The sequence below is a fragment of the Lentzea alba genome (assembly GCF_011067745.1).
In the GTDB taxonomy this organism is placed as follows: Bacteria; Actinomycetota; Actinomycetes; order Mycobacteriales; family Pseudonocardiaceae; genus Lentzea; species Lentzea alba.
Genome location: NZ_JAAMPJ010000004.1, coordinates 246603 through 267853, shown reverse-complemented (window position 1 = coordinate 267853; position 21251 = coordinate 246603). Strand labels below are relative to the sequence as shown.

Annotated in this window: 18 protein-coding genes; 9 read left to right on the top strand and 9 right to left on the bottom strand. The window is 68.7% G+C overall.

Annotated features, from left to right (window positions below; genetic code table 11):
* Positions 1–4: 4 nt before the first annotated feature.
* Entirely contained in the window at positions 5–1498 is a 1494-nt protein-coding gene (locus G7043_RS16925) for a sugar transferase (RefSeq protein ID WP_166046626.1), read from the bottom strand.
* Positions 1499–1865: 367 nt separating this feature from the next.
* Positions 1866–2081 carry an RNA-binding S4 domain-containing protein gene (locus G7043_RS16920; RefSeq protein WP_086665009.1) on the bottom strand — a complete coding sequence of 72 codons (216 nt, stop codon included), beginning with the start codon at positions 2079–2081 and terminating at the stop codon, positions 1866–1868.
* A 90-nt stretch (positions 2082–2171) separates the two neighbouring features.
* Here G7043_RS16920 and G7043_RS16915 point away from each other — a divergent pair, with 90 nt between their 5' ends.
* Positions 2172–2855 (top strand): DUF2306 domain-containing protein, encoded by a 684-nt coding sequence (locus G7043_RS16915; protein ID WP_166046625.1) that lies wholly within the window; start codon positions 2172–2174, stop codon positions 2853–2855.
* A 291-nt stretch (positions 2856–3146) separates the two neighbouring features.
* Here the strand turns inward: G7043_RS16915 and G7043_RS16910 are convergent, their stop codons facing one another.
* From G7043_RS16910 to G7043_RS16895, 4 genes are read right to left on the bottom strand one after another with little or no spacing between them, the layout of a single operon-like run.
* A complete protein-coding gene (locus G7043_RS16910; protein WP_166046624.1) occupies positions 3147–3644 on the bottom strand; it encodes an SLATT domain-containing protein in 498 nt (165 codons plus the stop codon).
* Positions 3641–4843, bottom strand: a complete 1203-nt coding sequence (locus G7043_RS16905; protein ID WP_166046623.1) for a hypothetical protein — start codon at positions 4841–4843, stop codon at positions 3641–3643. The genes G7043_RS16910 and G7043_RS16905 overlap by 4 nt, the downstream gene beginning before the upstream one ends.
* A gap of 43 nt (positions 4844–4886) precedes the next feature.
* Positions 4887–5045 carry a hypothetical protein gene (locus tag G7043_RS16900; protein ID WP_166046622.1) on the bottom strand — a complete coding sequence of 53 codons (159 nt, stop codon included), beginning with the start codon at positions 5043–5045 and terminating at the stop codon, positions 4887–4889.
* Positions 5042–5761, bottom strand: coding sequence for an HAD family hydrolase (locus G7043_RS16895; RefSeq protein WP_166046621.1), 720 nt, complete (start codon positions 5759–5761; stop codon positions 5042–5044). The genes G7043_RS16900 and G7043_RS16895 overlap by 4 nt, the downstream gene beginning before the upstream one ends.
* Positions 5762–5797: 36 nt before the next feature.
* Here G7043_RS16895 and G7043_RS16890 point away from each other — a divergent pair, with 36 nt between their 5' ends.
* The 4 genes from G7043_RS16890 (at position 5798) to G7043_RS16875 (ending at position 11675) form a co-directional block, all read left to right on the top strand.
* Positions 5798–7183, top strand: coding sequence for an SDR family oxidoreductase (locus tag G7043_RS16890; RefSeq protein WP_166046620.1), 1386 nt, complete (start codon positions 5798–5800; stop codon positions 7181–7183).
* Positions 7184–7277: 94 nt separating this feature from the next.
* A complete protein-coding gene (gene ku / locus G7043_RS16885) occupies positions 7278–7940 on the top strand; it encodes a non-homologous end joining protein Ku (RefSeq protein ID WP_166046619.1) in 663 nt (220 codons plus the stop codon).
* A gap of 89 nt (positions 7941–8029) precedes the next feature.
* On the top strand, positions 8030–10897 hold the full coding sequence (locus tag G7043_RS16880) for a bifunctional RecB family nuclease/DEAD/DEAH box helicase (RefSeq protein WP_166046618.1): 2868 nt from the start codon (positions 8030–8032) through the stop codon (positions 10895–10897).
* A 133-nt stretch (positions 10898–11030) separates the two neighbouring features.
* Positions 11031–11675 (top strand): LPXTG cell wall anchor domain-containing protein, encoded by a 645-nt coding sequence (locus G7043_RS16875; RefSeq protein WP_166046617.1) that lies wholly within the window; start codon positions 11031–11033, stop codon positions 11673–11675.
* Positions 11676–11740: 65 nt separating this feature from the next.
* Here the strand turns inward: G7043_RS16875 and G7043_RS16870 are convergent, their stop codons facing one another.
* Both G7043_RS16870 and G7043_RS16865 read right to left on the bottom strand, forming a co-directional pair.
* Entirely contained in the window at positions 11741–12490 is a 750-nt protein-coding gene (locus G7043_RS16870; RefSeq protein WP_166046616.1) for a PIG-L family deacetylase, read from the bottom strand.
* A gap of 115 nt (positions 12491–12605) precedes the next feature.
* Positions 12606–14396: a S8 family peptidase gene (locus G7043_RS16865; RefSeq protein ID WP_207311272.1), complete on the bottom strand. Its 1791-nt coding sequence runs from the start codon at positions 14394–14396 to the stop codon at positions 12606–12608.
* Positions 14397–14579: 183 nt separating this feature from the next.
* On the opposite strand from G7043_RS16865, the gene G7043_RS16860 reads away from it, so the two are divergent.
* From G7043_RS16860 to G7043_RS16850, 3 genes are all read left to right on the top strand, one after another.
* Complete coding sequence (locus G7043_RS16860; RefSeq protein WP_166046615.1) at positions 14580–15506, top strand: LuxR C-terminal-related transcriptional regulator; 927 nt, start codon at positions 14580–14582, stop codon at positions 15504–15506.
* Positions 15507–15586: 80 nt separating this feature from the next.
* Positions 15587–16144: a hypothetical protein gene (locus G7043_RS16855; protein ID WP_166046614.1), complete on the top strand. Its 558-nt coding sequence runs from the start codon at positions 15587–15589 to the stop codon at positions 16142–16144.
* Between the two features lie 77 nt (positions 16145–16221).
* Positions 16222–16797 (top strand): hypothetical protein, encoded by a 576-nt coding sequence (locus tag G7043_RS16850; protein ID WP_166046613.1) that lies wholly within the window; start codon positions 16222–16224, stop codon positions 16795–16797.
* Positions 16798–16855: 58 nt separating this feature from the next.
* On the opposite strand, the gene G7043_RS16845 is transcribed toward G7043_RS16850, so the two are convergent.
* On the bottom strand, positions 16856–18730 hold the full coding sequence (locus G7043_RS16845) for a S41 family peptidase (RefSeq protein WP_166046612.1): 1875 nt from the start codon (positions 18728–18730) through the stop codon (positions 16856–16858).
* A gap of 119 nt (positions 18731–18849) precedes the next feature.
* On the opposite strand from G7043_RS16845, the gene G7043_RS16840 reads away from it, so the two are divergent.
* Positions 18850–21243, top strand: a complete 2394-nt coding sequence (locus G7043_RS16840) for a hypothetical protein (RefSeq protein WP_166046611.1) — start codon at positions 18850–18852, stop codon at positions 21241–21243.
* Positions 21244–21251 lie beyond the last annotated feature (8 nt).

Genomic DNA, 21251 nt, shown 5'->3' with positions numbered 1-21251 from the left:
TCCATCAGTAGGCCCCCTGGCCGCCGAAGACGGCCCGGAAGGTCTTCCACATGATCACGAGGTCGAGGGCGAGCGACCAGTCCTCGACATAGCGCAGGTCGAGGCGGATCGACTCCTCCCACGAGAGATCGCTCCGGCCGCTCACCTGCCACAAACCGGTCAGACCGGGCTTCACCAGCAGGCGGCGCCGCACGTCCGAGGAGTACTTCGCGGTCTCCTCCGGCAGCGGCGGGCGCGGGCCCACGAGCGACATGCTGCCCGCGAGGACGTTGAACAGCTGGGGCAGCTCGTCGATCGAGTACCGGCGCAGGAACGTGCCGACCTTGGTGATGCGGGGGTCCTTCTTCATCTTGAACAGCAGGCCGTGGCCTTCGTTGGCGCCTGCCAGCCTGGCGCGCAACGCGTCGGCGTTGGTGACCATCGTGCGGAACTTGATGATCGTGAACGGCGCGCCGCCCTTGCCGACCCGCTTCTGGCGGTAGAAGACGGGACCGCGGCTGTCGATCATCACGAAGGCCGCGACGGCGAACATCAGTGGTGCGAGCAGGAGCAGGAGGACGAACGCGCCGACGCGGTCGACGACCTCCTTGACCAGGCGGCGGAAGCCGCTCAGAGCAGGTTCGCTCACCCGCAGCAACGGCATGCCGAGCACGGCGCTCATGTGCAGACGGGGGCCGGCGACCTCCATGAGGCCGGGCGACACGACCATCTCGGCACCGGAGCCCTCCAACGCCCACGCGAGCTGCTGGAGACGGCGAGGTGTCCAGTAGGCGTCGGGCGTGACGGCGACGATGCGGTAGCCACCGCGGCGGACGTGCTCGGCGAGCTCGCGGAGCTGGCCGACGACGGGCACGCCGTCGACCTCGGTACCGGAGCGGCCGCGGCCGTCGATCGTGCAGATCGCGTCCACGCGCCAGCCCAGGTGGGCGACGCGGCGCGTGCGGCTGATGAGGTCCTCGACGGTGTCCAGGTTGCCGGCGGCGAGGACGGAGAGCAGGAAACGGCCTTCACTGCGGCCGCGGTGCAGCGGGCGGCGCAGGAGGTAACGCATGGGGAACGCGACCAGGGCGATCGCGGGGACTACGACGAAGATCCACAGGCGGGCGCCGGGGATGTCGACGGCGAGCGCTCCGAGGCCGAGCGCCACGACGGCACCGAACAAACCCCGGCCGAGTCTTCGGAACTCCTCGGCACCTTGACCGAGAACCGTCGGCGTCCACACGCGGTTGATCGCGAGCGAACCGACGACGACAACTACTGTGAGTATGTCGAGCAGGGCAAGGGAAAGCGGGCCGAAAGCGGCATGTCGCATGCTCATGACGGCACCGATGGCGATGACGACCAGGACAATGGTCAGCACATCGGCGGTGATCACGGCATAGCGGTAGCGGCTCTCCCAGCGGGCAACAGGTGGGTGCGTCTGTCTGTGTTCCGACAGAGGATTGAGCGTGGAGCGCAGCCCGTTGACGTCACGGGCAGCGCGGACCTGCTCACTCATCGTTCTGATCTCCCCGGCTCAGCGGCGATTCCGGACGTGCACGTACGCAGGTCACCCCGAGGACCTTGAATCTTCGATCTCCGGCAAGGCCCACATTCAGGCTCGGCCGCCGAAGCTCGCAACCGGTGATTCGCCCCGTCCGGCATCCGCGTTACAGGCTCTGGAAAAAAGTTTCCCCGAAGCGCGAATACCGGACGTGATCCAGGTCTCACCGTCTTGAAACCGTGGCGACGCAAGACGATTCCGCGTGTCCACAAGGGACATAAAGGTTACGTATGGCGCGGCGGAATCGTTCAGAAGAGGTCTTCAGGCCCTAGACCGATCGACTGCGATTGTGCATGTACTTACCGCTGAACGGAGTAATGAGCTACGGCCGAACGGAAATGCGAACCTCGTCACCGTTGACAACCACAACGTCCCCTGCGCGCAACTGTGCGCCGCGCCGCACCTCGACAGCGCCGTTGACGTGGACTTCCCCGTCCTCGATGAGCTCCTTCGCGTGCCCGCCGTCCTCCGCGAGCTGAGCCAGCTTGAGGAACTGTCCTAGCCTGATCGGCTCTTCGGAGATCTCGACCGTCCGCATGAGCCACATCATCCCAGTAGGGCGCGCCCCACCGCTCGCTCGGGGGCACACACCAGCGCGTACGGGTGAAGTCGTTGACAGGCTTGAAGCATGAAAACTTCGAGGGGGTACGTCGCCTGGTTGGCGGTGTCCGGGATGGTCTGCATCGCGATAACGATCTTCGCGGCGAGCGCCTACGTGACTTTGGACATGAGTCAGGCGCGGCCGGAGTTACGTGGTTCGGTCCATTACGGCCTGCTTGTCGCGCACATCTTCACCGGAACGGTCGCGGTCCTGGCGGGTGTCTCGCAGTTCTGGCCGGGACTGCGCAGAAGGCATCCGCGGGTCCACCGGATCATGGGTCGCGTGTACTTCGCCGCCGTGTTGCCGTCGTCGTTGCTCGGCATCATCTGCGCCCAGCTGTCGCTGTACGGACTGGCCACGTCGGGGCCGCTGACGGTGCTGTCCGTGCTGTGGTTCGTCAGCGCGGTCTACGGGCTGAAAACCGCACGGCGGCGCCAGTTCGGCGAACACCGCATCTGGATGATCCGCGGTTTCGCACTCACCGGCGCCGCCGTGACGGGTCGCCTTTGGGGCTTGCTGCTCGGCGCACTCGTGCCCGACGGGGACGGGCTGCTCATCTTCGCCACCGCGAACTGGCTGTCGTTCGTGGTGAACCTGCTGGTGGCCGAGTGGTGGATCCAGTCGCGGGGTTACACCCGGACCTTGCCCTCCGCAGCGTTGAGTCCCAGCATCTCGAGCAGGTCAGCGCAGTCGAGCGCGTTCGTGGCGTGACAGGCCACGGTGCGTGCCGCCTTGCTGTTCTGAATCGTGCTGTGCTCCTTTTCCAGAGCCTTGGCCTCGGCGAAGGTGCCGGTTTCAGGCTCGGCGATCGCGGGACGCGCCCAAGTCATGTCTTGCCTGCTTCCGCATCGGGGGATGTGGTCATCATGACAAGTGGGTGCCCGAAACGCCAGATCTAGTGCTTTCTGTAATCATCCACCCACGGAGAGTGCAACAGCCTCCGCAATGCAGAAAGCGTTTTCCAGACAAGATCTTGATCGAATTGTCACCGGAATTTCGGCTTCACCGGCCGTATCGCAGCACCGACTCCACTTCGGTCACAAATGCAACCAGCCTTTCACCGTCCACATCGTCCGGCGTGGGACCGTCCACCGCGAGCCGTTGCAGCGCAACGGAAGTAGTGGCACTTTCCCGCGCCAGGCGGCGGAATCCGAACGTGGCCTCGTAAAGCGACACCGCGGTGGCCAGCGCGGCCAAAGTCGTTGCGGCGAAACCCCACATGGCCCGGCGCGGCCCGTCCGCCATGCCCACGGCCGCGGCGGCAGCGGCGGCGATGAAGAGGGCCGCGGCGATCGCGACCGTCCACGTGCGCGCCGCGGAATACCGCTTGCGGCCGCGTTCGAAGTGGTCGAGCCGGTCCTGGAAGCGGTGGCGCAGATAGGCTTCCACGAACTGGCCCTCGCGCTGCTTCACCGGCACCGGCGCGGGTGCGGGTGCCGGTGCGGCCGGCTTTTCCGCGACCTCGTTCACGACGGCTTCCTTCTCGGTCGACGTGCTCATGTCCGCACCACCTCGTGCTTGCGGTCGCTCACCGCGGCCTCCAGATCCGCCACCCGGTCCAGCCGCGCCTCCTCGGAGGCCGGTGCCGGGGCGGCGAGGTGGGCGAAGTACAGCGCCCGCAGGCGTTCCGCGCGGGAGCGGGCGGTCAGGTACTTGTCGAGCGACTCGCGCTTGCGGGCCACGATCGTGATGGCCGCGGCGAACGCGCCACCGGCCACGACGAGCACCCCCGGCCACGGCGTGTCCTTGAGCCAGATCTGCAGCGCGGCGCACACCGTGGTGGTCAGCCCGCCCGCGATCGCCAGCACCGCGGTGAGCCGGTAGCGGTTCTGCTCGACCTCGGCCTGCGCGTCGAGTTCCTGGAACGCCGGTGCGACGACCTGGTTGGCGTCGTGGATGGCGTCGGCGAGCGCCGGGTACGCGACGACGAAGCCGGGGTCGACGAGCGGCCGCGCTTCCGGCGCGCGGTACCGGACCTTGGGCCAGATCCGCGGCGGCTTGACGGGCTTCTCCTTGCCCAGCAACCGTTCCAGCGCGGTGACGGCTTTGCCGGCGCCCTCGTCGACGTGGACGATGAAGATCTTGCCGCTGCGCACCAGCACCGCGAGGTCGCCGGTGAGGTCACCGGTCGCGATGCGGTCCGCGAGGCCTCCGGTGCCGGCGAGCACCAGCAACGGGTTGTCGCCGCTGAGGTGGTCGACGACCTCCCTCTCGCTCTCGCCTCCGACGACGAGCGCGATCACCGGCTTCTTGTGCCGGACGGCGTCGATCGTGCGGAACAGCACCGGTGTCGCGTCCGTCCACTCCGAACCGGGGACGATGACGGCGACGCTGTGGTTGGGTTCCAGCGCGATCTGACCGTTGGTGGAGGTTTCGGTGAGGTCGTGCACCTTGCTGCTGGGGGCGACACCGATGACGACGGGCCAGCGTTGCTCGCACGCCTGCAAAGCCATGCCCAGCAAGTGGACAACGCCTCTGTCGGTGCCTTCGGTGACGAACACCGCGCCGTTGCGGGCCGCGGTCACCACGACGGATCTGAGCACCGGCAACAACTTCGCGGCGAGATCCGTCTCGATGTCTTCCGTGGAGCCGAAGACCGAGATCACCGCGCGACCTCGGGGCAAGCCGAGGGCCTTCGGTTTGATGTCGGCGTCCGGCTGGGACAGCCGTTTGACTGTCGGGCCGCCTGCTGTGGGCATGCCGCGCACCATAACGCCGTGATCGATGGAGGACCAGAGCCCGTTAGACCTCATCCTCTTCGTCGAGCGGGACTTCCTGGCGTTGTTCGAAGGCGTCCGCCTCGTTCGCCTCCAACGGCGTCTCCGCCGTCTCGACAGGCTCGTGCGGAACGACCTCCTGCTGCTGCTCCTGCACGTCCGCTTCAGGTGCTTCGGGGTTCATGGCGTGCGGTTTCCCTGCGCGACGCCCTTCCACACCTGCCTGGTCAGCTCGTCGAGGTCGCTCAGGCCCGGCAGGACGATCTCGGCCCCGGCGTCGCGGAGGTCCTGCTCGCTGCTTCGCCCGGTGGCGACGGCCACGAGCCGCACACCCGCCGTGGTGGCCGCGTAGACGTCGTGCGGGGTGTCGCCGACGAGCACGACCTCGTCCGGTGTGAAGAGCCGGAGGTGTCGCGCGCGGTCGCGGGCGAACGTCACGAGCGCGGCGCGGTCCGCGTGGTCGTCGCCGAACGCGCTCACCTCCCAGTCGACGAGGTGGGCGAGCCCGAACGCCTCCAGCTTGATCCGCGCGACGCTCTTCAGGTTCGCGGTCAGCACGCCCTGGTGGACGCGCGGGTCGGCGGCGAAGTGTTCGAGCGCCTTCAGGGCTCCTGGCAGCACCTCGGCGTGGCCGGGCAGGTCCGCGCGGCGCGTCTCGAAGGAGTTCGCGAGGGCGTTGGCCAGCAGCTGGGACGCCTCCTGCGTGTGTTCGATGTCGTGCTGACGGAGGATCTCCGCGATGACGTCCAGTTCGGTGCGTCCGCCGAGGTCGACCGGGCCGTTCAGGTCCCTCCCGAACGCGTCCAGGAACGCCTGCCGGTACATCAGCTTGCCGAAGCCGCGCGCCGAGATCAGCGTGTTGTCGATGTCCCACAGCACCAGCAGTTCGGGCCCGGTCATCGGACCACCACCCCTCAACCCGTAAAATGCCTGCTCATGACCTCGATCGACCCCGCAGAGCTGGAAGTCTGCCTGCGCGTGCTTGCCCAGGTCGAGGACCTGCCCGCCGAGCACGACGACGCGGTGCGCGTCCGCCGGGCCACCGCGAAGATCTTCAAGGCCGCGAAGAAGTTCCGGAAGTCCGAGCGCAAGGCCGCCATCGTGGCCAACGACCGGGCCGTCACCGCGCTGACCGCCACCGGGTCGCCGGACCGCATCGACGACGAGACGCAGGGCCTTCCGCTGGTCTCGACCGCCACCGGCGCCACGGCGGGCACGCTGCTGCGCGCGCGGTCCTGCTACACGTGCCGCAAGCGGTTCGTCGAGGTGGACGCCTTCTACCACAACCTGTGTCCCTCGTGTGCCGCGTTCAACCACGGCAAGCGCGACGCCCGCACGGACCTGACCGGCCGCAACGCCCTGCTGACCGGTGGCCGCGCGAAGATCGGCATGTACATCGCGCTGCGGCTGCTGCGTGACGGTGCGCACACCACGATCACCACCCGGTTCCCCAAGGACGCCGCGCGCCGGTTCGCCTCGATGCCCGACGCCGCCGACTGGATCGACCGGCTCAAGATCGTGGGCATCGACCTGCGCGACCCGGCCCAGGTGCTCGCGCTGGCGGACGAGGTGGCCGCGCACGGCCCGTTGGACGTGCTGATCAACAACGCCGCCCAGACCGTCCGCCGCTCCGCCGGTGCGTACGCGCCGCTGGCCGTCGCCGAGCACGAGGCGCTGACCGGTGACGCGCGCCGGCCCGAGCTGATCTCGTTCGGCGGCCACGGCCAGCTGGCGTTGCCCGGCACCGCGGTCCCCGAGGCGCACTCGGTGACGACGCTGGCGCTGATGGCGGGGTCCAAGGACATCGACGCGGGCGGCCTGGTGCCGGACACCACGGCGACCAACTCGTGGATCCAGAACGTCGACGAGGTCGACCCGGTGGAGCTGCTGGAAGTGCAGCTGTGCAACTCCACGGCGCCGTTCCTGCTGATCTCGCGGCTGCGCGCCTCGATGGCGAAGAGCGCGTTCCGGCGCAAGTACGTGGTGAACGTGTCCGCGATGGAAGGCCAGTTCTCCCGCGCCTACAAGGGTTCCGGGCACCCGCACACGAACATGGCCAAGGCCGCGCTGAACATGTTGACGCGCACGAGCGCCGAGGAGATGCTGCAGTCCGACGGCATCCTGATGACCGCCGTCGACACCGGCTGGATCACCGACGAGCGCCCGCACCCGATGAAGATGCGGCTCGCCGACGAGGGCTTCCACGCCCCGCTGGACCTGGTCGACGGCGCCGCGCGGGTGTACGACCCGATCGTGCGCGGTGAGGCCGGCGAGGACCTGTACGGGTGCTTCCTGAAGGACTACGCGCCTTCCAATTGGTGAAACACGCGTCCGAGGTACCCGTCGGACGCGCCCGAACGAGCCCTTTCGTCACCGGACAGGTCTATTCGACCACGTGTTCGAGTACCCATTTGTCATGAGGACTGTGTGGCGGGGAGCACTTCGGTTCGGCATGACGACGATGACGGTGCGGCTGGTGTCCGCGTCGACCGAACATCGCAGCAGGGTGCACCTGGTGCACCGCGAGGACAGCGGGCGCGTGCGGCACCAACAGGTGTGCGGCGAGTGCTCGTTACGGCTGACACCGGACGACATAGGCCGCGGCTACGAGCTCGAGGACGGCCGCATCGTGCAGATCGACCCGCACTCGTTGCCCGCGCCCGAGGACGGCGTGATCGACGTGCAGCAGTTCGCGCCGGTCAGCGATCTGGACCCGATCGCGTTGCACCGCAGCTACTACGTCGAGCCGGACGACCTGGCGGTGCGGTCGTACGTGCTGCTGCGGGAGACCCTGGAGCGCACCAAGACGGCAGCGATCGTGAAGTTCGCGTTGCGCGGCAGGGAGACCTTGGCCGCCATGCGGGCGCAGCACGGTGTGATCGTGCTGCACACGTTGCTGTGGCCTGACGAGGTGCGCGAGCCGCACTTCGCGTTCCTGCACCGGGACACCGAGGTGCGGACCGGCGAACTGGCGGCCGCGGCGGCGTTGGTGCGGGCGCAGACGCGTCCGTTCAAGCCGCACGACTACCCGAACACGCACCACGAGGCACTGCTGTCGTTGGTGGAGGCGAACGTCTGAGACCTGGTGGTGCGGGCGGACGACGCGCGTACCGGGGATGAACGCGGGTCGTCCGCCCGTGCCGCCAGGGACAGCTAACATCGGCAGCCATGCTCGCCAGCCCGTCCGATCTCGTCGACCTGCTCGAATGCGAGCACCGGAGCCACCTGGCACGTGACGAACGGCGTGGCGACCCCGATGAGCTGCACCGCGAGGCCGCTCGGACGGCCGCGGAGACGCACTCCGGCGCGGACCTGGTCGAGAACGCCGTGTTCTTCGACGGCGTGTTCCACTGCTCGGCCCAGACCCTCGTTCGCACGCCCGAGGGTTATGAGCCGTGCGAAGAGGTCCAGGAGGCCACGCCGCTGGCCGTGTTGTCACTGACCGCGGCGGCGCAGGCGCTGGGTGCCGAGCGCGCGCACCTGATCATCGACGGCCGGCGCACGTCGTTCCGGATCGCCGACTTCGCCCCGTTGCTGGAGCGGCTCAAGGCGCGGCTCGCGAAGCCCTCACCTGCGCCGCAGCGGTCGTGGGGCGATGTGCGGGCCGCGTGCAACGGGTGCCGGTTCGCCCGCCACTGCGCGTCCGGTCGGGAGGAGGCGCGGGACCTGTCGCTCGTGGCCGGGCTCCGGGCGGACCAGCGGCGGAAGCTGGTTTCCGCCGGCATCGACACGATCGACGCGCTCGCGAAGACCGACGAACGGCCCGCCACCCTCTCCCCCGCGAGCTTCACCGCGCTGGCCGCGCAGGCGCGGTTGCAGGTGGAGCAGGAACGCACCGGGGTGATGAGCTACGAGGTCGTGGCGCCGGAAGCGCTGCAGAACCTGCCGGAGCCGGCCGAGGACGACGTGTTCCTCGAGGTGGACGGCGACAGGTTCCGCACGCCCGGCTGGGAGGGCACGTTCGCGGAGTTCGTCGAGCGCACGCCGACCGGCACGGTGTACCACTTCACGCCGCACGACCTGGCGGGACGGGCGGCGCGCACGGCGACGCTGGAGTCCGAAGTGGACGAACTCGTGCGGCGGTGCGTGGATCTGGGTGCGCTGACCCGGCGGGTGATCAGGGTGTCCACTCGGGAGTACACGCTGCAGGCGCTGAAACCGTTGCTGGACGACGAGATCCCCACTCGGGGTGTCCGTGATCTGCTGGAGGGGATCAAGCGCGAGCACGGCGTCGAGACCGCGGTGCGCGAGGAGCGGGACGAGGCCGCGCTGGAGAAGGCGGCGGAGCGGGCGCGCCGGATGGCCGCGTTGACCGAGCCGTTGCTCGCCGAGGGGCACGCGTTGTTCGCGGCGACAGTCGGGTACCACCGGCGGGAGGCGAGTCCCGCGTGGGGTGACTTCTTCCGGCAGGCCAGCGCGCCGATCTCGGACCTGGAGACGGACTCCAACTGCGCGGTGCCGATCACGCTGCGGGCGGAGGACTGGGTGCCGCCGAGCGGACGGGTCCGCACGCACAAGCGGCAGGTGCACGCCCGGATCGACCCCGAGCGGCCGCACCCGTTCGGCAAGGACGAGCAGGTCAGGCTGCTCTACCCCGGCAACGTCACGCGCAACGCCGTCGTGTCGGACGACAACCCGTACGAGCTGGTGCTGACCGAGAGCAACGCGCAGGAGCACGGCGAACTGCCCGTCGCGGTGCTGCCCGGCAGCCCGGTGCCGGCGTCGCCGAAGGACGAAGCCGTCGCGGAGCTCGCCGAACAGGCCGTGCACCTGCTGCCACTGCTCCCCCGCAACCCCGGCATCGACCTGTTGTTGCGCACGCCGCCCGCGCAACCGTTGCCGCAGCACCCGGACGTCGTGCAAGCCGTGATCAAGGCGGTCGACCAGCTCGACGGCGGCACGCTCGCCGTGCAGGGACCACCCGGCGCGGGCAAGACGTACCTGGCGACCAAGCTCGTGAAGCACCTGATCGACCAGGGCAAGACCGTCGCGGTGACGTCCACGTCGCACAAGGCCGTGGAGAACGTCCTCTCCAGCGTCGACCCGGACATCCCGATGGCCAAGCGTCCCAAGGGAAAGCCCGAAGAGGACCTGCCGTGGGACCAGCCGAAGGACAACGGCGCGCTGGCCCGCTGGCGGGAGGAACACCCGCAGGGGCACCTGGTCGGCGGCACGGCCTGGACGTTCTCCAACGCCGTGATCAAGGCGCAGCCGTTCGACGTGATGATCATCGATGAGGCCGGCCAGTTCGCGCTGGCCGACGCCGTGGCGGTGGCGACGGCGGCCAGGAACCTCGTGCTGCTGGGAGATCCGCAGCAGCTGCCGCAGGTCGTGCAGGGCGTGCACCCGCCGGGGTCGGACGCGTCCGCGCTGGGGCACCTGCTCGGTGACGCGGACGTCATCCCTGACCATTTGGGCTATTTCCTGGCCGAGACCCGGCGGATGCACCCGGCGGTCTGCAGGCCGGTGTCGGAACTGTCCTACGCCGGACTGCTCCATTCGCACGAAACCGCCCACAACAGGCGAATCGAAGGCATCGAACCCGGCATCTACCTCCGGGAGATCGACCACCGGCACAACATCACGTCGTCGGTCGAGGAGGCCGACGCCGTGGTGGACACCGTCCGACGAATCGTCGGCCGGACTTGGACGGACAACGGCAAAACGCGCGAACTGACCGATGCGGACGTCTTGGTGGTGGCGCCCTACAACCTGCAGGTCCGGGTGATCCGGCGCCGGTTGGCCGATGCGGGGTTCGACGAAACCCGAGTGGGCACTGTGGACCGCTTCCAGGGGCAGGAAGCACCCGCGGTCATCATGTCGATGACGTCCTCGTCCACCGTGGACCTACCCCGTGGCCTGGACTTTCTTTTGTCACGCAACAGATTGAACGTGGCACTCTCCCGCGCTCAGGCACTCGCCGTGATGATCTGTTCGCCGAGGCTGCTGGACGCGGATGTCCGTGGCGTGGAACAGATGCGTCTGGTGGCCGGGATGCTCGGCCTGCTCGAGAGGGTGACGAAATTCCCTGTGTGACGATGCAAGTGTTGCCGGACAGTGACCTTTCGACCGCCCTGTGTTGCTAGCGTGGCCCGGTTCACCCGGTCGGGTGATCAAGAAACCAAATGTGCTCGATCCGCCATGCACAAAGCAGAGCAGGAGAATTCAGTTGGCAAGTAGAGTTCTTGGCGCGTTCGTGGTGACGGCCACCGCGACCCTGGTCTCATTGGCACTGGCGACCCCGGCCAGCGCCCACACCCCCAAGGTGGAGGCCTACTGCGACCAGAACGCGAAAGTGACCACGCTGAAGGTGTCACTCACCCAGTACGCGGGTGGCAACAAGAACACCGTGATCGTCAAGGACGGCAACACGGAGCTCCAGCCGCTGAGGAACTTCAGCGAGAGCTGGTCGAGGACGTGGGACAAGCTCGACGCCTCGGCGGACCACAACTTCAGCGTGGAGGTGGTCGCGTCCGACACCACCTCGAGGAAGAACTACAACTTCAGCTGGGCCAAGCTGGTCACGAAGTGCGTCCAGGCGCCGCCGAAGCCCGAGCAGCCCAAGCCGGAACAGCCGAAGCCGGAGCAGCCCAAGCCGGAGGAGCCGAAGCCGGAGCAGCCGCCCGTGGTGACCACGACGGAGGCGCCCTCGTCCTCCGTGACGCCGCCCGCCCCGGCTCCCGGTGGCAGCACGCCGGAACCGCCGCTCGCGGCGACCGGTGCGTCCCCGCTGTGGCTGCTGCTCTCGGGTCTGGGGCTCGTGGGCGCCGGTGCCGGCACCCTGCTGTTCCTGCGCCGCCGCCGCAGCGCGTGAACTAGCGTGAAATAACCGCACGAGAACGGGGACGGCTCCAGCAGGAGCCGTCCCCGCTTCGTGTGCTACAGGTCCAAAGTGGTCTCCGGAGCGTGTCCTTCGCGGATGAACCACTCGGTGCCGAACGCGAAGGCGAACATCTCGTCGTCCATCGACAGGAAGAACGACTGCTCGGCGATCTGTGAGGCGTGGGCCCGCATCGCGGCCCGCTTCACGTCGAGGTACTTCGTCACGTCGACGCGCGCGGTGATCTCCGCTTCCGGCGTTCCCGCCTGCTCCGGTGCGTCGAGATCCACCTCACCGAAGCGCCGGAACGCCTCCGTCATGTTCTCGCGGCTCATCGTCGCCTGGTAGACGGCCTGCGTACCGGCGATCTCCGCCGCGCGCTTGCCCACCCGGTGCACCTGGATGTGGTCCGGGTGGCCGTAGCCGCCGAAGCTGTCGTAGATCGTGAGCGCCCGCGCGTCCTCTTCCTGCAGGATCGCGGCGAGTTTCTGGGCCGCTTCCTCGACATCGGCCGTCCAGAACGATCCCGGCCGGTCGTTGAGCTCGTCCCCCATCATCCCGGAGTCCAGGTACCCCAGGAACTCCACCCGCGCGACGCCCAGCAGGTCCGCCGCCGCGTGCGTCTCGAGGACCCGGCGCTGCCAGAGTTCCTCGCCGTCGGCCAGGAAGTCCGGGATCTCACCGACCTCCCCGCGGGTCGCGACGACGAGCACGACCCGATGTCCCTCCTCGAACGCCTTCCGCATCACGCCGCCCGTGACGATGCACTCGTCGTCGGGATGCGCGTGGAACGTCACCAGTGTCGCCATGTCCCCGACGTTACCCGCGGGTGGCGCTTCCCCGTTGCACAAGCCCTGGTGCGCATGTGAAAGGGCGGCGCCCCCAGCAGGATGGGAGGCGCCGCCCCTCGGCGAACTCGTGGAGCTATCGCAGGGTCAGGTTCCAGGAGTTGATGTACCCGGTGTCACCGGAGTACGCGTCCTGGACCCGCAGCTTCCACGTGCCCGCCGCGACCTCGGACGAGGCGTTGACCGTGTAGGTCGCCACCACGTTGTCGGCACTGTCCGAAGAGGACGAGTTCTTCAGCCGGTAGGCGGTGCCGTCCGGCGCGATCAGGTCGATCACCAGGTCACCGCGGTAGGTGTGGACGATGTCCACGCCGACCTTGGTGGTGGAGGAGGCGTTGCCCGTCACCGTGGAGGTGATCGAGGACGTGACCGTGCCGAGGTCCGTGATCTGGACGTCGGTCGTGTTCTCCAGACCACCGCTGGGAGGCGGCGTGGTGTCCAGAGCGTTCACGGCCTTGGTCGCGTCGGCCAGGCCGGCGCCGCAACCACCGGAGCAGGTGCCCGGCAGGGGGCGGGCGTTGGTCTTGATCAGGTCCTTGACCTGGGCCGGGGTCAGCGACGGCTTCTTCGCCACCAGCAGTGCCGCGAGGCCCGCGATGTGCGGGGCGGCCATCGACGTGCCCTGGTAGGGCTTGTAGTTCTCGGCACCGGGGGTGGTCGTGCCGGCGTTCAGCGTCGACCAGATGCCGTTCTCCGGCGTGGTGATGGTGCCGGGGGTGTCGGTGCCGCGACGGGTCTCGCCGCCGGGCGCCGCGATGTCGATGCGGGTGCCGAAGTTCGAGTAGAACGCCTTGTTGCCCTCACGGCCGGTCGCCGCCACGGTGATGACGCCGGAGCAGTTGGCGGGGGTGAAGTTCGCGACGTTCATGTTCGAGTTGCCGGCCGCGACGACGACCGTGGTGCCGCGGTTGATGGCACCGGTGATCGCGTTCTGGTAGGTCGTCGAGCAGGACGACTGACCGCCCAGCGACATGTTGATGACCTTGGCGGGCGTGGCGTTCGCGGGCACACCGCTCACCGTGCCACCGGACGCCCAGGTGATCGCGTCGGCGATGTCGGAGGTGGCGCCACCGCACTTGGCGAGCACGCGCAACGGCTGGATCTTGGCGTCGTAGGCGATGCCCGCGATGCCCTTGCTGTTGTTCGTGGCGGCGGCGATCGTGCCGGCCACGTGCGTGCCGTGCCAGGACGAGCCCTGGTCGGCGGCGGGAACCGGGTTGCCGGAGGCGTCGGTGCCGCACTCGCCGCGCGCCGTCCAGTCGCCTTCGTCGGCCGGGTTCGAGTCGCGGCCGTTGTTGTCACGGGCGCGGGCCGAGTCGGAGACGAAGTCGTATCCCGCGACGACCTTGCTCGCCAGGTCGCTGTGCGCGACGTAGCCGGTGTCGATCACGGCGACGGTCACGCCGGCGCCGGTGGTGCTGGACCACGCGCCGGGCACGTTCATGCCCGCGGTGGCCTCGAACAGGTCCCACTGCCGGGAGTACTCGGTGTCGTTCGGGTCGGCGAACGGCTGCATCAGCAGGTCCGGCTCGACGTAGGCGACATCGGGGTCGGCCTTGAAGGCCTGGATCGTCGACTCGGCGTTCGTGGTCTTCGAGCCGAGGTCGACGACGACCGCGCCACTCGCCATGCGGCGGTGCACGGACTTGCCCTTGTTCTTCACGTCGTCCGAGGCAGCGGTGTCGGACGAGGCTTCGGCGGTGCCCGGCTTGTAGCCGACGATCAGCCGTTCGAACGGGCGGTTCACCTGGGTCGAGTCCGGCTGGGACTGGACCGGCGAAGGAGCAGCGCTGACAGGTGAGACAACGCTGAGCACGGCGGCGGAAACTGCCGCGGCGCACACACTCGTGCGTCGCAATCCGTTCACGTGAGGTCCTTCCACGCATGACCTTCGCGTGCCGTTGAGGGCGTCAGGGTTCTGAACCGGCTGCGGAGGTGACGAGGACCGTAAGTCGGGTCACACCTGCGAAAACAGGTCTAGTGGCGTCCGAATAACGACACTGGCGTGTTCACGACAGGGGCACTGCGCTGAATGGCGCACAATATGGCCGTGTTCGGACACTTGGGCGTCTCATCGGAGCTATCCGCCGTTTACGAGCTCCTGGTAACGGGAGGCAGCCGCACCACCGACGAGATCGGCGTCGCGGCGTCGGTGCTGGAGGAGATGCGGGAGCTCGGGATGGTCCGGCACCTGCCCGGCGACGTCTGGCAGGCGGTCGCGCCGGATCTCGCCGTCGAGGCGCTGATCGCCACCCGCGAGGAGCAGAACCGCAAGGCGCGCGCGGACGTCGGCCCGTTGATGGAGCTCTACCTGCGCAACCGCGACGAGGAACTGGCGGACAACGCGTTCGTCGAGGTGATCTCCGGGGTGAGCGCGGTCCGCGAGCTGTGGCACACCCTGCTGCGCGGCGCCCGCGACGAGGTCTGCGTGCTCGACCAGCCGCCGTACATCACGCCGCTGGGCCAGCACGTCGTGCTGGAGGACGAAACCCGCGAACGGGACGTGCAGTGGCGGGTCGTCTACGACCGGTCCGCTGTGGACCTCCCCGGCCGGGTCGCGGAGATCATCGACCTGGTCGCGGCCGGCGAACGGGCTCGCGTCACGCCGACGCTGCCGTTCAAGCTCGCGGTGATCGACAAGCACGCGGCGGTGCTGCCCGTGGTGAACGCCGACGTGGTCGACAAGGTGCTGCTGATCAGGCCGTCGGCGTTGCTGGACGTGCTGCGTTCGACGTTCGAGCTGTACTGGGACAAGGGAATCCCGTTCAGTCCGGGTGGGATCTACGCGGCGGCGGCCGATGTGGACCCGAACCTGCTGGGGCTGCTCGCGGCCGGGCTGACCGACGAGTCGATCGCGCGGCAGCTCGGACTGGCGCCGCGGACGGTGCAGCGGCGGGTGCGGCAGCTGATGGACCGGTGCGGCGCGCAGACCCGGTTCCAGGCCGGGGTGCAGGCGATGCGGCGAGGTTGGTTGTAACCGAACGAGCGTGCAACCTTCTGGTGTTCCAACCGCGTGTCTTTCCATGGCAAGGTCAACAACCTCATCATGGGGGATACATGCGCAAGGTAATGGCGGCTGCCCTGAGCGGTTTCGCGCTCATCGGACTCGTGGGCACGGCGTCCGCCCAGCAGGACGTCACGCCGATCCACAAGACCAAGGCGGAACTGCAGCAGCAGGCCGACGAGTTCACCGCGCACCAGCTGCAGAGCTACCCGGAGATCTTCCCCGGCGCCCGGTTCGTCACGCCGCGCCCGTGGGGCGGTCTGCGCGACGGAGTGTTGGAAGACGGCCAGCAATACATGGCCAACGAGGTCCGGTTCAAGAAGCCTGGCGCGGAGCAGTGGGAGTGGACCAGTCTGATCACGCAGGTCAACGCCCCCGGTTTCTTCGGCAGCTCGCCGGAGGAGTTCTGCGAGGAGAGGACGTGCACCGGCACGGTCAGCGACGACCAAGGTGGCGTGACCGTCTTTTCCGAGGACGACCGGTACAACGACAGGGTGGCGCACAACTTCCGCCCGAACGGCGAGGTGGTCTTCGTCCAGGGCTCCCGGGAGGAAGACCCGGCCGAGCTGGCGGCGATCGCCTCCGACCGCGCCTACACGTTCACGCGCTAGCGAGAAAATCCGTGTGCAACCTCCGGTGATCTTGCGGCGTCTTCTCACTGCAAGCCAAACGATCACCAGGGGGATTCATGCGCATGCGCAACGTGATGACGGCTGCCCTGACGGGCCTCGCTCTCCTCGGTCTCGCGAGCACGGCGTCGGCGTCGGCTTCCGCGGACCTCGCGTGGCCGCCGAAGGACGTCACGCCGGTCCACAAGACCAAGGCGGAGCTGCAGAAGCAGGCTGACGGGTTCTCCGCCCGTCAGGAGCGGACGTTCCCGCGGGTCTTCCGCGGCGCGACCAACGTCGAGCCCGGCAAGTGGGGCGGCGAGGCCGAAGGCGTGTTCGACGACATGCAGTACATGGGCAACTGGACCACGTTCGACTACCAGGGCCAGAACGTCCAGACGTACATGCAGGTCAACGCGCCCGGTCAGTTCAAGGAGTCGCCGAAGCAGCTCTGCGAGCGGGACAAGTGCACCGGCCAGGTGCGCGACCACAAGGGCGGCGTGACCGTCTTCACGGTCGACGACCGGTTCGGCATCCACGCGGCGTGGAACTTCCGCCCGAACGGCGAGGTCGTCTGGGCGCAGAGCTGGCAGGCCGACACCGAGAAGCAGCTGGCGGCGGTCGCGTCTGACCGCGCCTACACGTTCACCAAGTAGTAGCACGAACAGGAGCGGGCGCTTCCGGTCATGGAGTCACCGGAAGCGCCCGCCCTTTTCAACTGGCGACCTTGCGCGCGGCCACCAGCTGTCCGTCCGCGAACCCCTCGACACGCACCTCGTTCCCGGCCGCGGCCAGCGTCACGATGTGCGCGCCGTCGGTCACGTCCAGGGAGGTGGCGGGGCGGCCGTCGAGGTAGACGTCCACCCGGTCGAGGTTCACGGTGTCCAGTGAGACGGTCGTCCCGTCGACCGCCACGCCGAGCCGCCGCACCGGTTGCGCGGCGAGCAGCTCGCCCGCGCGGGCGAGCAGGTCCACGTTGCCCTGCAACAGATCCGCCCGCGTCACCTTGTGCTGGTGCGTCGGGCGCACGCCCAGGTCCTCCACCGGCGTGCCGGAGAGCTTGCCGACCCGCAACGTGCGGCGGATCGAGACGCGCATGTTCGCCTTGCCCGGCAACGTCTTGTACGGCGACTCGGCGTCGCCCGGTGCCGGGATCTTCAGCAGCGTCATCAACAGCCCGTGCGTCCACACGTTCGCGCCGCCGGCACCGGTGTTGTCGTCCACGCCGAGGATCGGGCCCAGTTCGTGGTCGGCCCAGCCCGCGGCGAAGATGTCGGTGGCGGAGTAGCAGCGCGCGTCGGTGATCAGCACGACGGGGCCGTGGTAGGTCTGGCCCACCGCGTTCGCGCCGTCGACCGGCGTGATGGTGTGGGCGCAGGAGAACGCCTGACCGGTCTCGGTCGAGGAGTCGAGCGACGGGAACCACGGGCCGAGGTCGATCTGCCCGGTCGGGTCCTCCGCGTGCCGGCGGCAGATCCGCAGGTTCAGCGGCGTGCTCAGGAACTGCACGGGTTCCGGGGCGATCCGCCGCGGCGTCATCGTCTGCAGCAGGAACTCCGAGGCGAAGATGTGGCCGCCGCCGTTGTCCCGGACGTCGACGATGAGTCCGTTCTGCGGCAACAGGGCCGCGAGCCGGACGAACTCGGCGAGGAACGCCTCGGGGTCGTCGACGCTGAACGTGAAGATCCGCAGGTGGCCGAACGTGCCGGACGGCGTGATCACCGGACGGGCGCGGAACACGCCGGGCATGGTGGTCGGGACGTCCTGCTCGGCCATCGCGACGGCGCCGCCGGACGCCTCGGCCTGCACGACCTTGGGGGCGTGCAACAACTTCTTGGCCCGGGCCTTCTCGTCGGAGTCCAGGTCCACGCCCTGCGCGGCCGCGGCGGGCGACAGCGAGTCGACGTCGGTCATCGGCGGCAGGTTGTCGGTGACCTGCCAGTCGACCCGGATCTCCTCGGAACCCGCCGCGCCCCGGTACGTGACGACGACCCAGTCCTCGTCGGGCGGGAGCTGGATCACCAAGGGGCGCAACGTGAGCGACTCCAGGCCGCGGGCGAGGTTCGCGGCGGTGTTGCTGCCCGCGAAGATCGCGCCGTTCAACGCGACGGCGCGGGTGATCGGCATGCCGTTCCAGTGCGTCACCTCGGTGCCGGCCGCGAGGCCGTCGAAGCCCGCGACCGTGCGGGCGACGAGGTACTGCTCGGTGCCGTCCTCGGCGAAGCAGCGTTCCAGCTGGAACGGCAGGAAGGCGATCTTGCCCGCGAACGGCGCGGGCAGCAGGTAGTTCGTGTGCAGGTCGCGCACCGAGTGGAAGGTCGACGACAGCTCGCGGTGGAACTGCCACTCGGGCTCGGCCGTGGCGTCGGTCTGCCGTTCGAGTCTTGCTCGTAGGACCCTGAGTCTTTGCACGGGGTTCACCGCGTGCATGGCGACTTTCAACGGTAGGTGCGCGTAGTTCTGTTCCAGCAGGATCAGCGCCTGGTCGACGATGAGCTTGCGCTGCGCCAGGGTGAGCGTGCCCGCCGTCGCGAGGAACTCGGCGAGTCCGACGGAGTTTGCGACGTTCGGGTGAGCGGTTGCGGTCATGGTGGTGCCTCCTTGCCAAGTAGAGGCTTTCCAGGGCGGCTGGATACACCTTTTTCACCCGTTCGGCCGCTAACTGGAGCAGTTTTCGGGACGACAACTGGAGTAAAGGGAGGCCGGCGATGAGTCCTCGGACCCTGGAACTGCGCATCCACGGGGTCAACAACACGCCCCCGGACGCGATGCTGGCGCTCCCCGGTCACTCGGTCGAACAGTTCCGCGGCGACCGGTTCGGCAGCTTCTGGCGGCCCAAACCGGACAAGCTCGCCGAGCTGCCCGCCGACCACCCCGGGCAGGTGCCGGCCGACGTGCGGCGCGAGGCGTACTCGTGGGGCGGCATGGCCCGCAGCAGCCCCGGTGTGCCGGGCAGCGGGGTGCCGTCGGTGCTCGCGAACGTGCTGGGGCGCGTCGGGTGGGCGTTGCTGCTGCCGTTCGGGCTGGCGAACGTCGCCTACTGGTCGCGCAAACTCCCCGACGACTCGATTCCGACGACTCGCCGCATGGTCTGGTGGAACGCCGGGCGCGGCGCGGCCTCGACGCGGTTGTTCGGGCTGGGGCTGACGGTGTTGCTGGTGCTCGCGGTGTGCGAGGTGGCGATCGACCTCTACGCGATCCAGTGCTCGTTGCCGGGTACGACCTGCAAGCGGCTGCCGGAGTTCATGGACCTGCTCGGTGATCCGCCGCGGCACGTCCGGGTGCTGGCCGCGTCCGCCGTGCCGGTGCTGCTGTTGCTCGGGCTGCTGGCGCTCACCTCGTTGTCCCGCAGCAGGTACGAGATGACGACGATGCGCCGCCTGCCGGTGCGGCGGGCCGGGGTGATGCTCAGCCGGTCGTCGATGTGGGAGGGCAGCCCGCGGATCCGCCGGCTCACCCGGCTGCACATCGCGGCGGGGTGCTGCGTCGTGGTGCTGGCGACGAGCGCGCAACAGTTGCAGCACGTGTTCTTCTTCGTGCTCACCGTGCTCGCGGGCGGTCTGCTGGCGACGGTCCTGGGCCGGGTCGTGGTGACCGCGACGGACTGCCCGGACGTGCCGTCGTCCGAGAAGGGCGGCCTGTGGTCGTGGCTGCTGATGATCTCGGCCGTGCTCGTGCTGGTGACGCACGGGTTCGGGCTCTACGCGATCGCGCCGGCGTTCGACGGCCCGCTGTGGCTGACCTCGTGGGGGCCGCCGGTCGTCACGGTGGCGCTGCTCGGATCGGTGCTGGCGGCGTGGTCGTGGCGGCGCAACGACGCCAAGGGGCCTTTGGTGCTGTTGGTTCTGTTCGTGGCGTTCATGGTTGGCACGTATTGGTTTTCGCTGGCGTGGGTGGGCGCTCTCGCGGTCGGCGGGGTGCTCGGGTGGCGGGCACGGCCGCGTCGCGGTGACGAGTGGCAGGCTTGGCGCGGGGCAGGACCCGGTGTGCTGCTGGGGTTGTCGCTGACGGCGTCGGTGATGTTGTCGACGGTGCTGGTGCTGACGTTCCGGGGCTGGGTCGGGACGGGTTTGCGGGCGCCGTCGTTCTACTCGTGGTTCAGCGCGGCCTTCGCTGTCGCACTGATTCCGTTGGTGCTGCTGGTGATCGTGCAGGCGTTGGTGTTGTTGTGGCGGCTGTTCGGGCCCGCGGTGCTCGACGGCGAGGCCGAGGTGCTCGTCGTGCGGGTGCGGCACGTGGTCGCCGTGACGCACCGGGCGGAGAACGTCATCGGGGTGCTGTCTTCGGGTGGTGTGCTGGCGCTGGTGCTGACCTGTTACCTGACTTTCGACGCGCCTTCGTGGTCGCAGTGGCAGGGCGTGACGTGGGTGGTGGGCAAGGGCGACTGGGTCGTCGGACTCGCCGGGGTCGCGGTGATCGGGTCGTTCGTCGGCGCCGGGATGCTGACGAACCGCCGGCCGCTCGGGTTGTTGTGGGACCTGATGTGCTTCCTGCCGCGCACGGCGCACCCGTTCGCGCCGCCCTGCTATGCCGAGCGCGCGGTGCCGGAGATCGCCGACCGTTCCCGCGAGTTCCTGGATTCCTCGCCTGAGCATCGCGTGGTGCTGTCGGCGCACAGCCTGGGCGCGGTCCTGGCCGTCGCGGCGCTTTTCGCTTTGCCGGAAGGGTATTTGCAACGGGTTCAGCTGCTGACGTACGGCGTGCAGCTGCGGCCGTACTTCGGGCGGGTCTTCCCCGAACTGCTGGGTCCCGCGGTGCTGGGCACGCCGCCGGTGCGGGCGGGTGCGTTGTTCGCGTGCGATCCGTGGCGGCGTGGTGCCGGCTCGGCACCGGAACGCGGGCTGACGGTGTTGCTGGGTCCGAGCTGGATCAACCTGTGGCGCCGCACGGATTATCTGGGTTTCCCGGTGCACGGCTGGGAGGACAACCCGCTTGATCGCCGGGCCGGCGAGACGGACGGCTCACCGGACAAAGTGGAGACTCACGGCGGATATCACCTGTGCGCGGCCTACCGGCAGGCGTTCACCGACCTCGTCTCAATTGATCTGAACCAGTCACCCGATCGTGGCCGTGGAGGGGATGGGAACATGGAACGCAGTTGACACAAGGA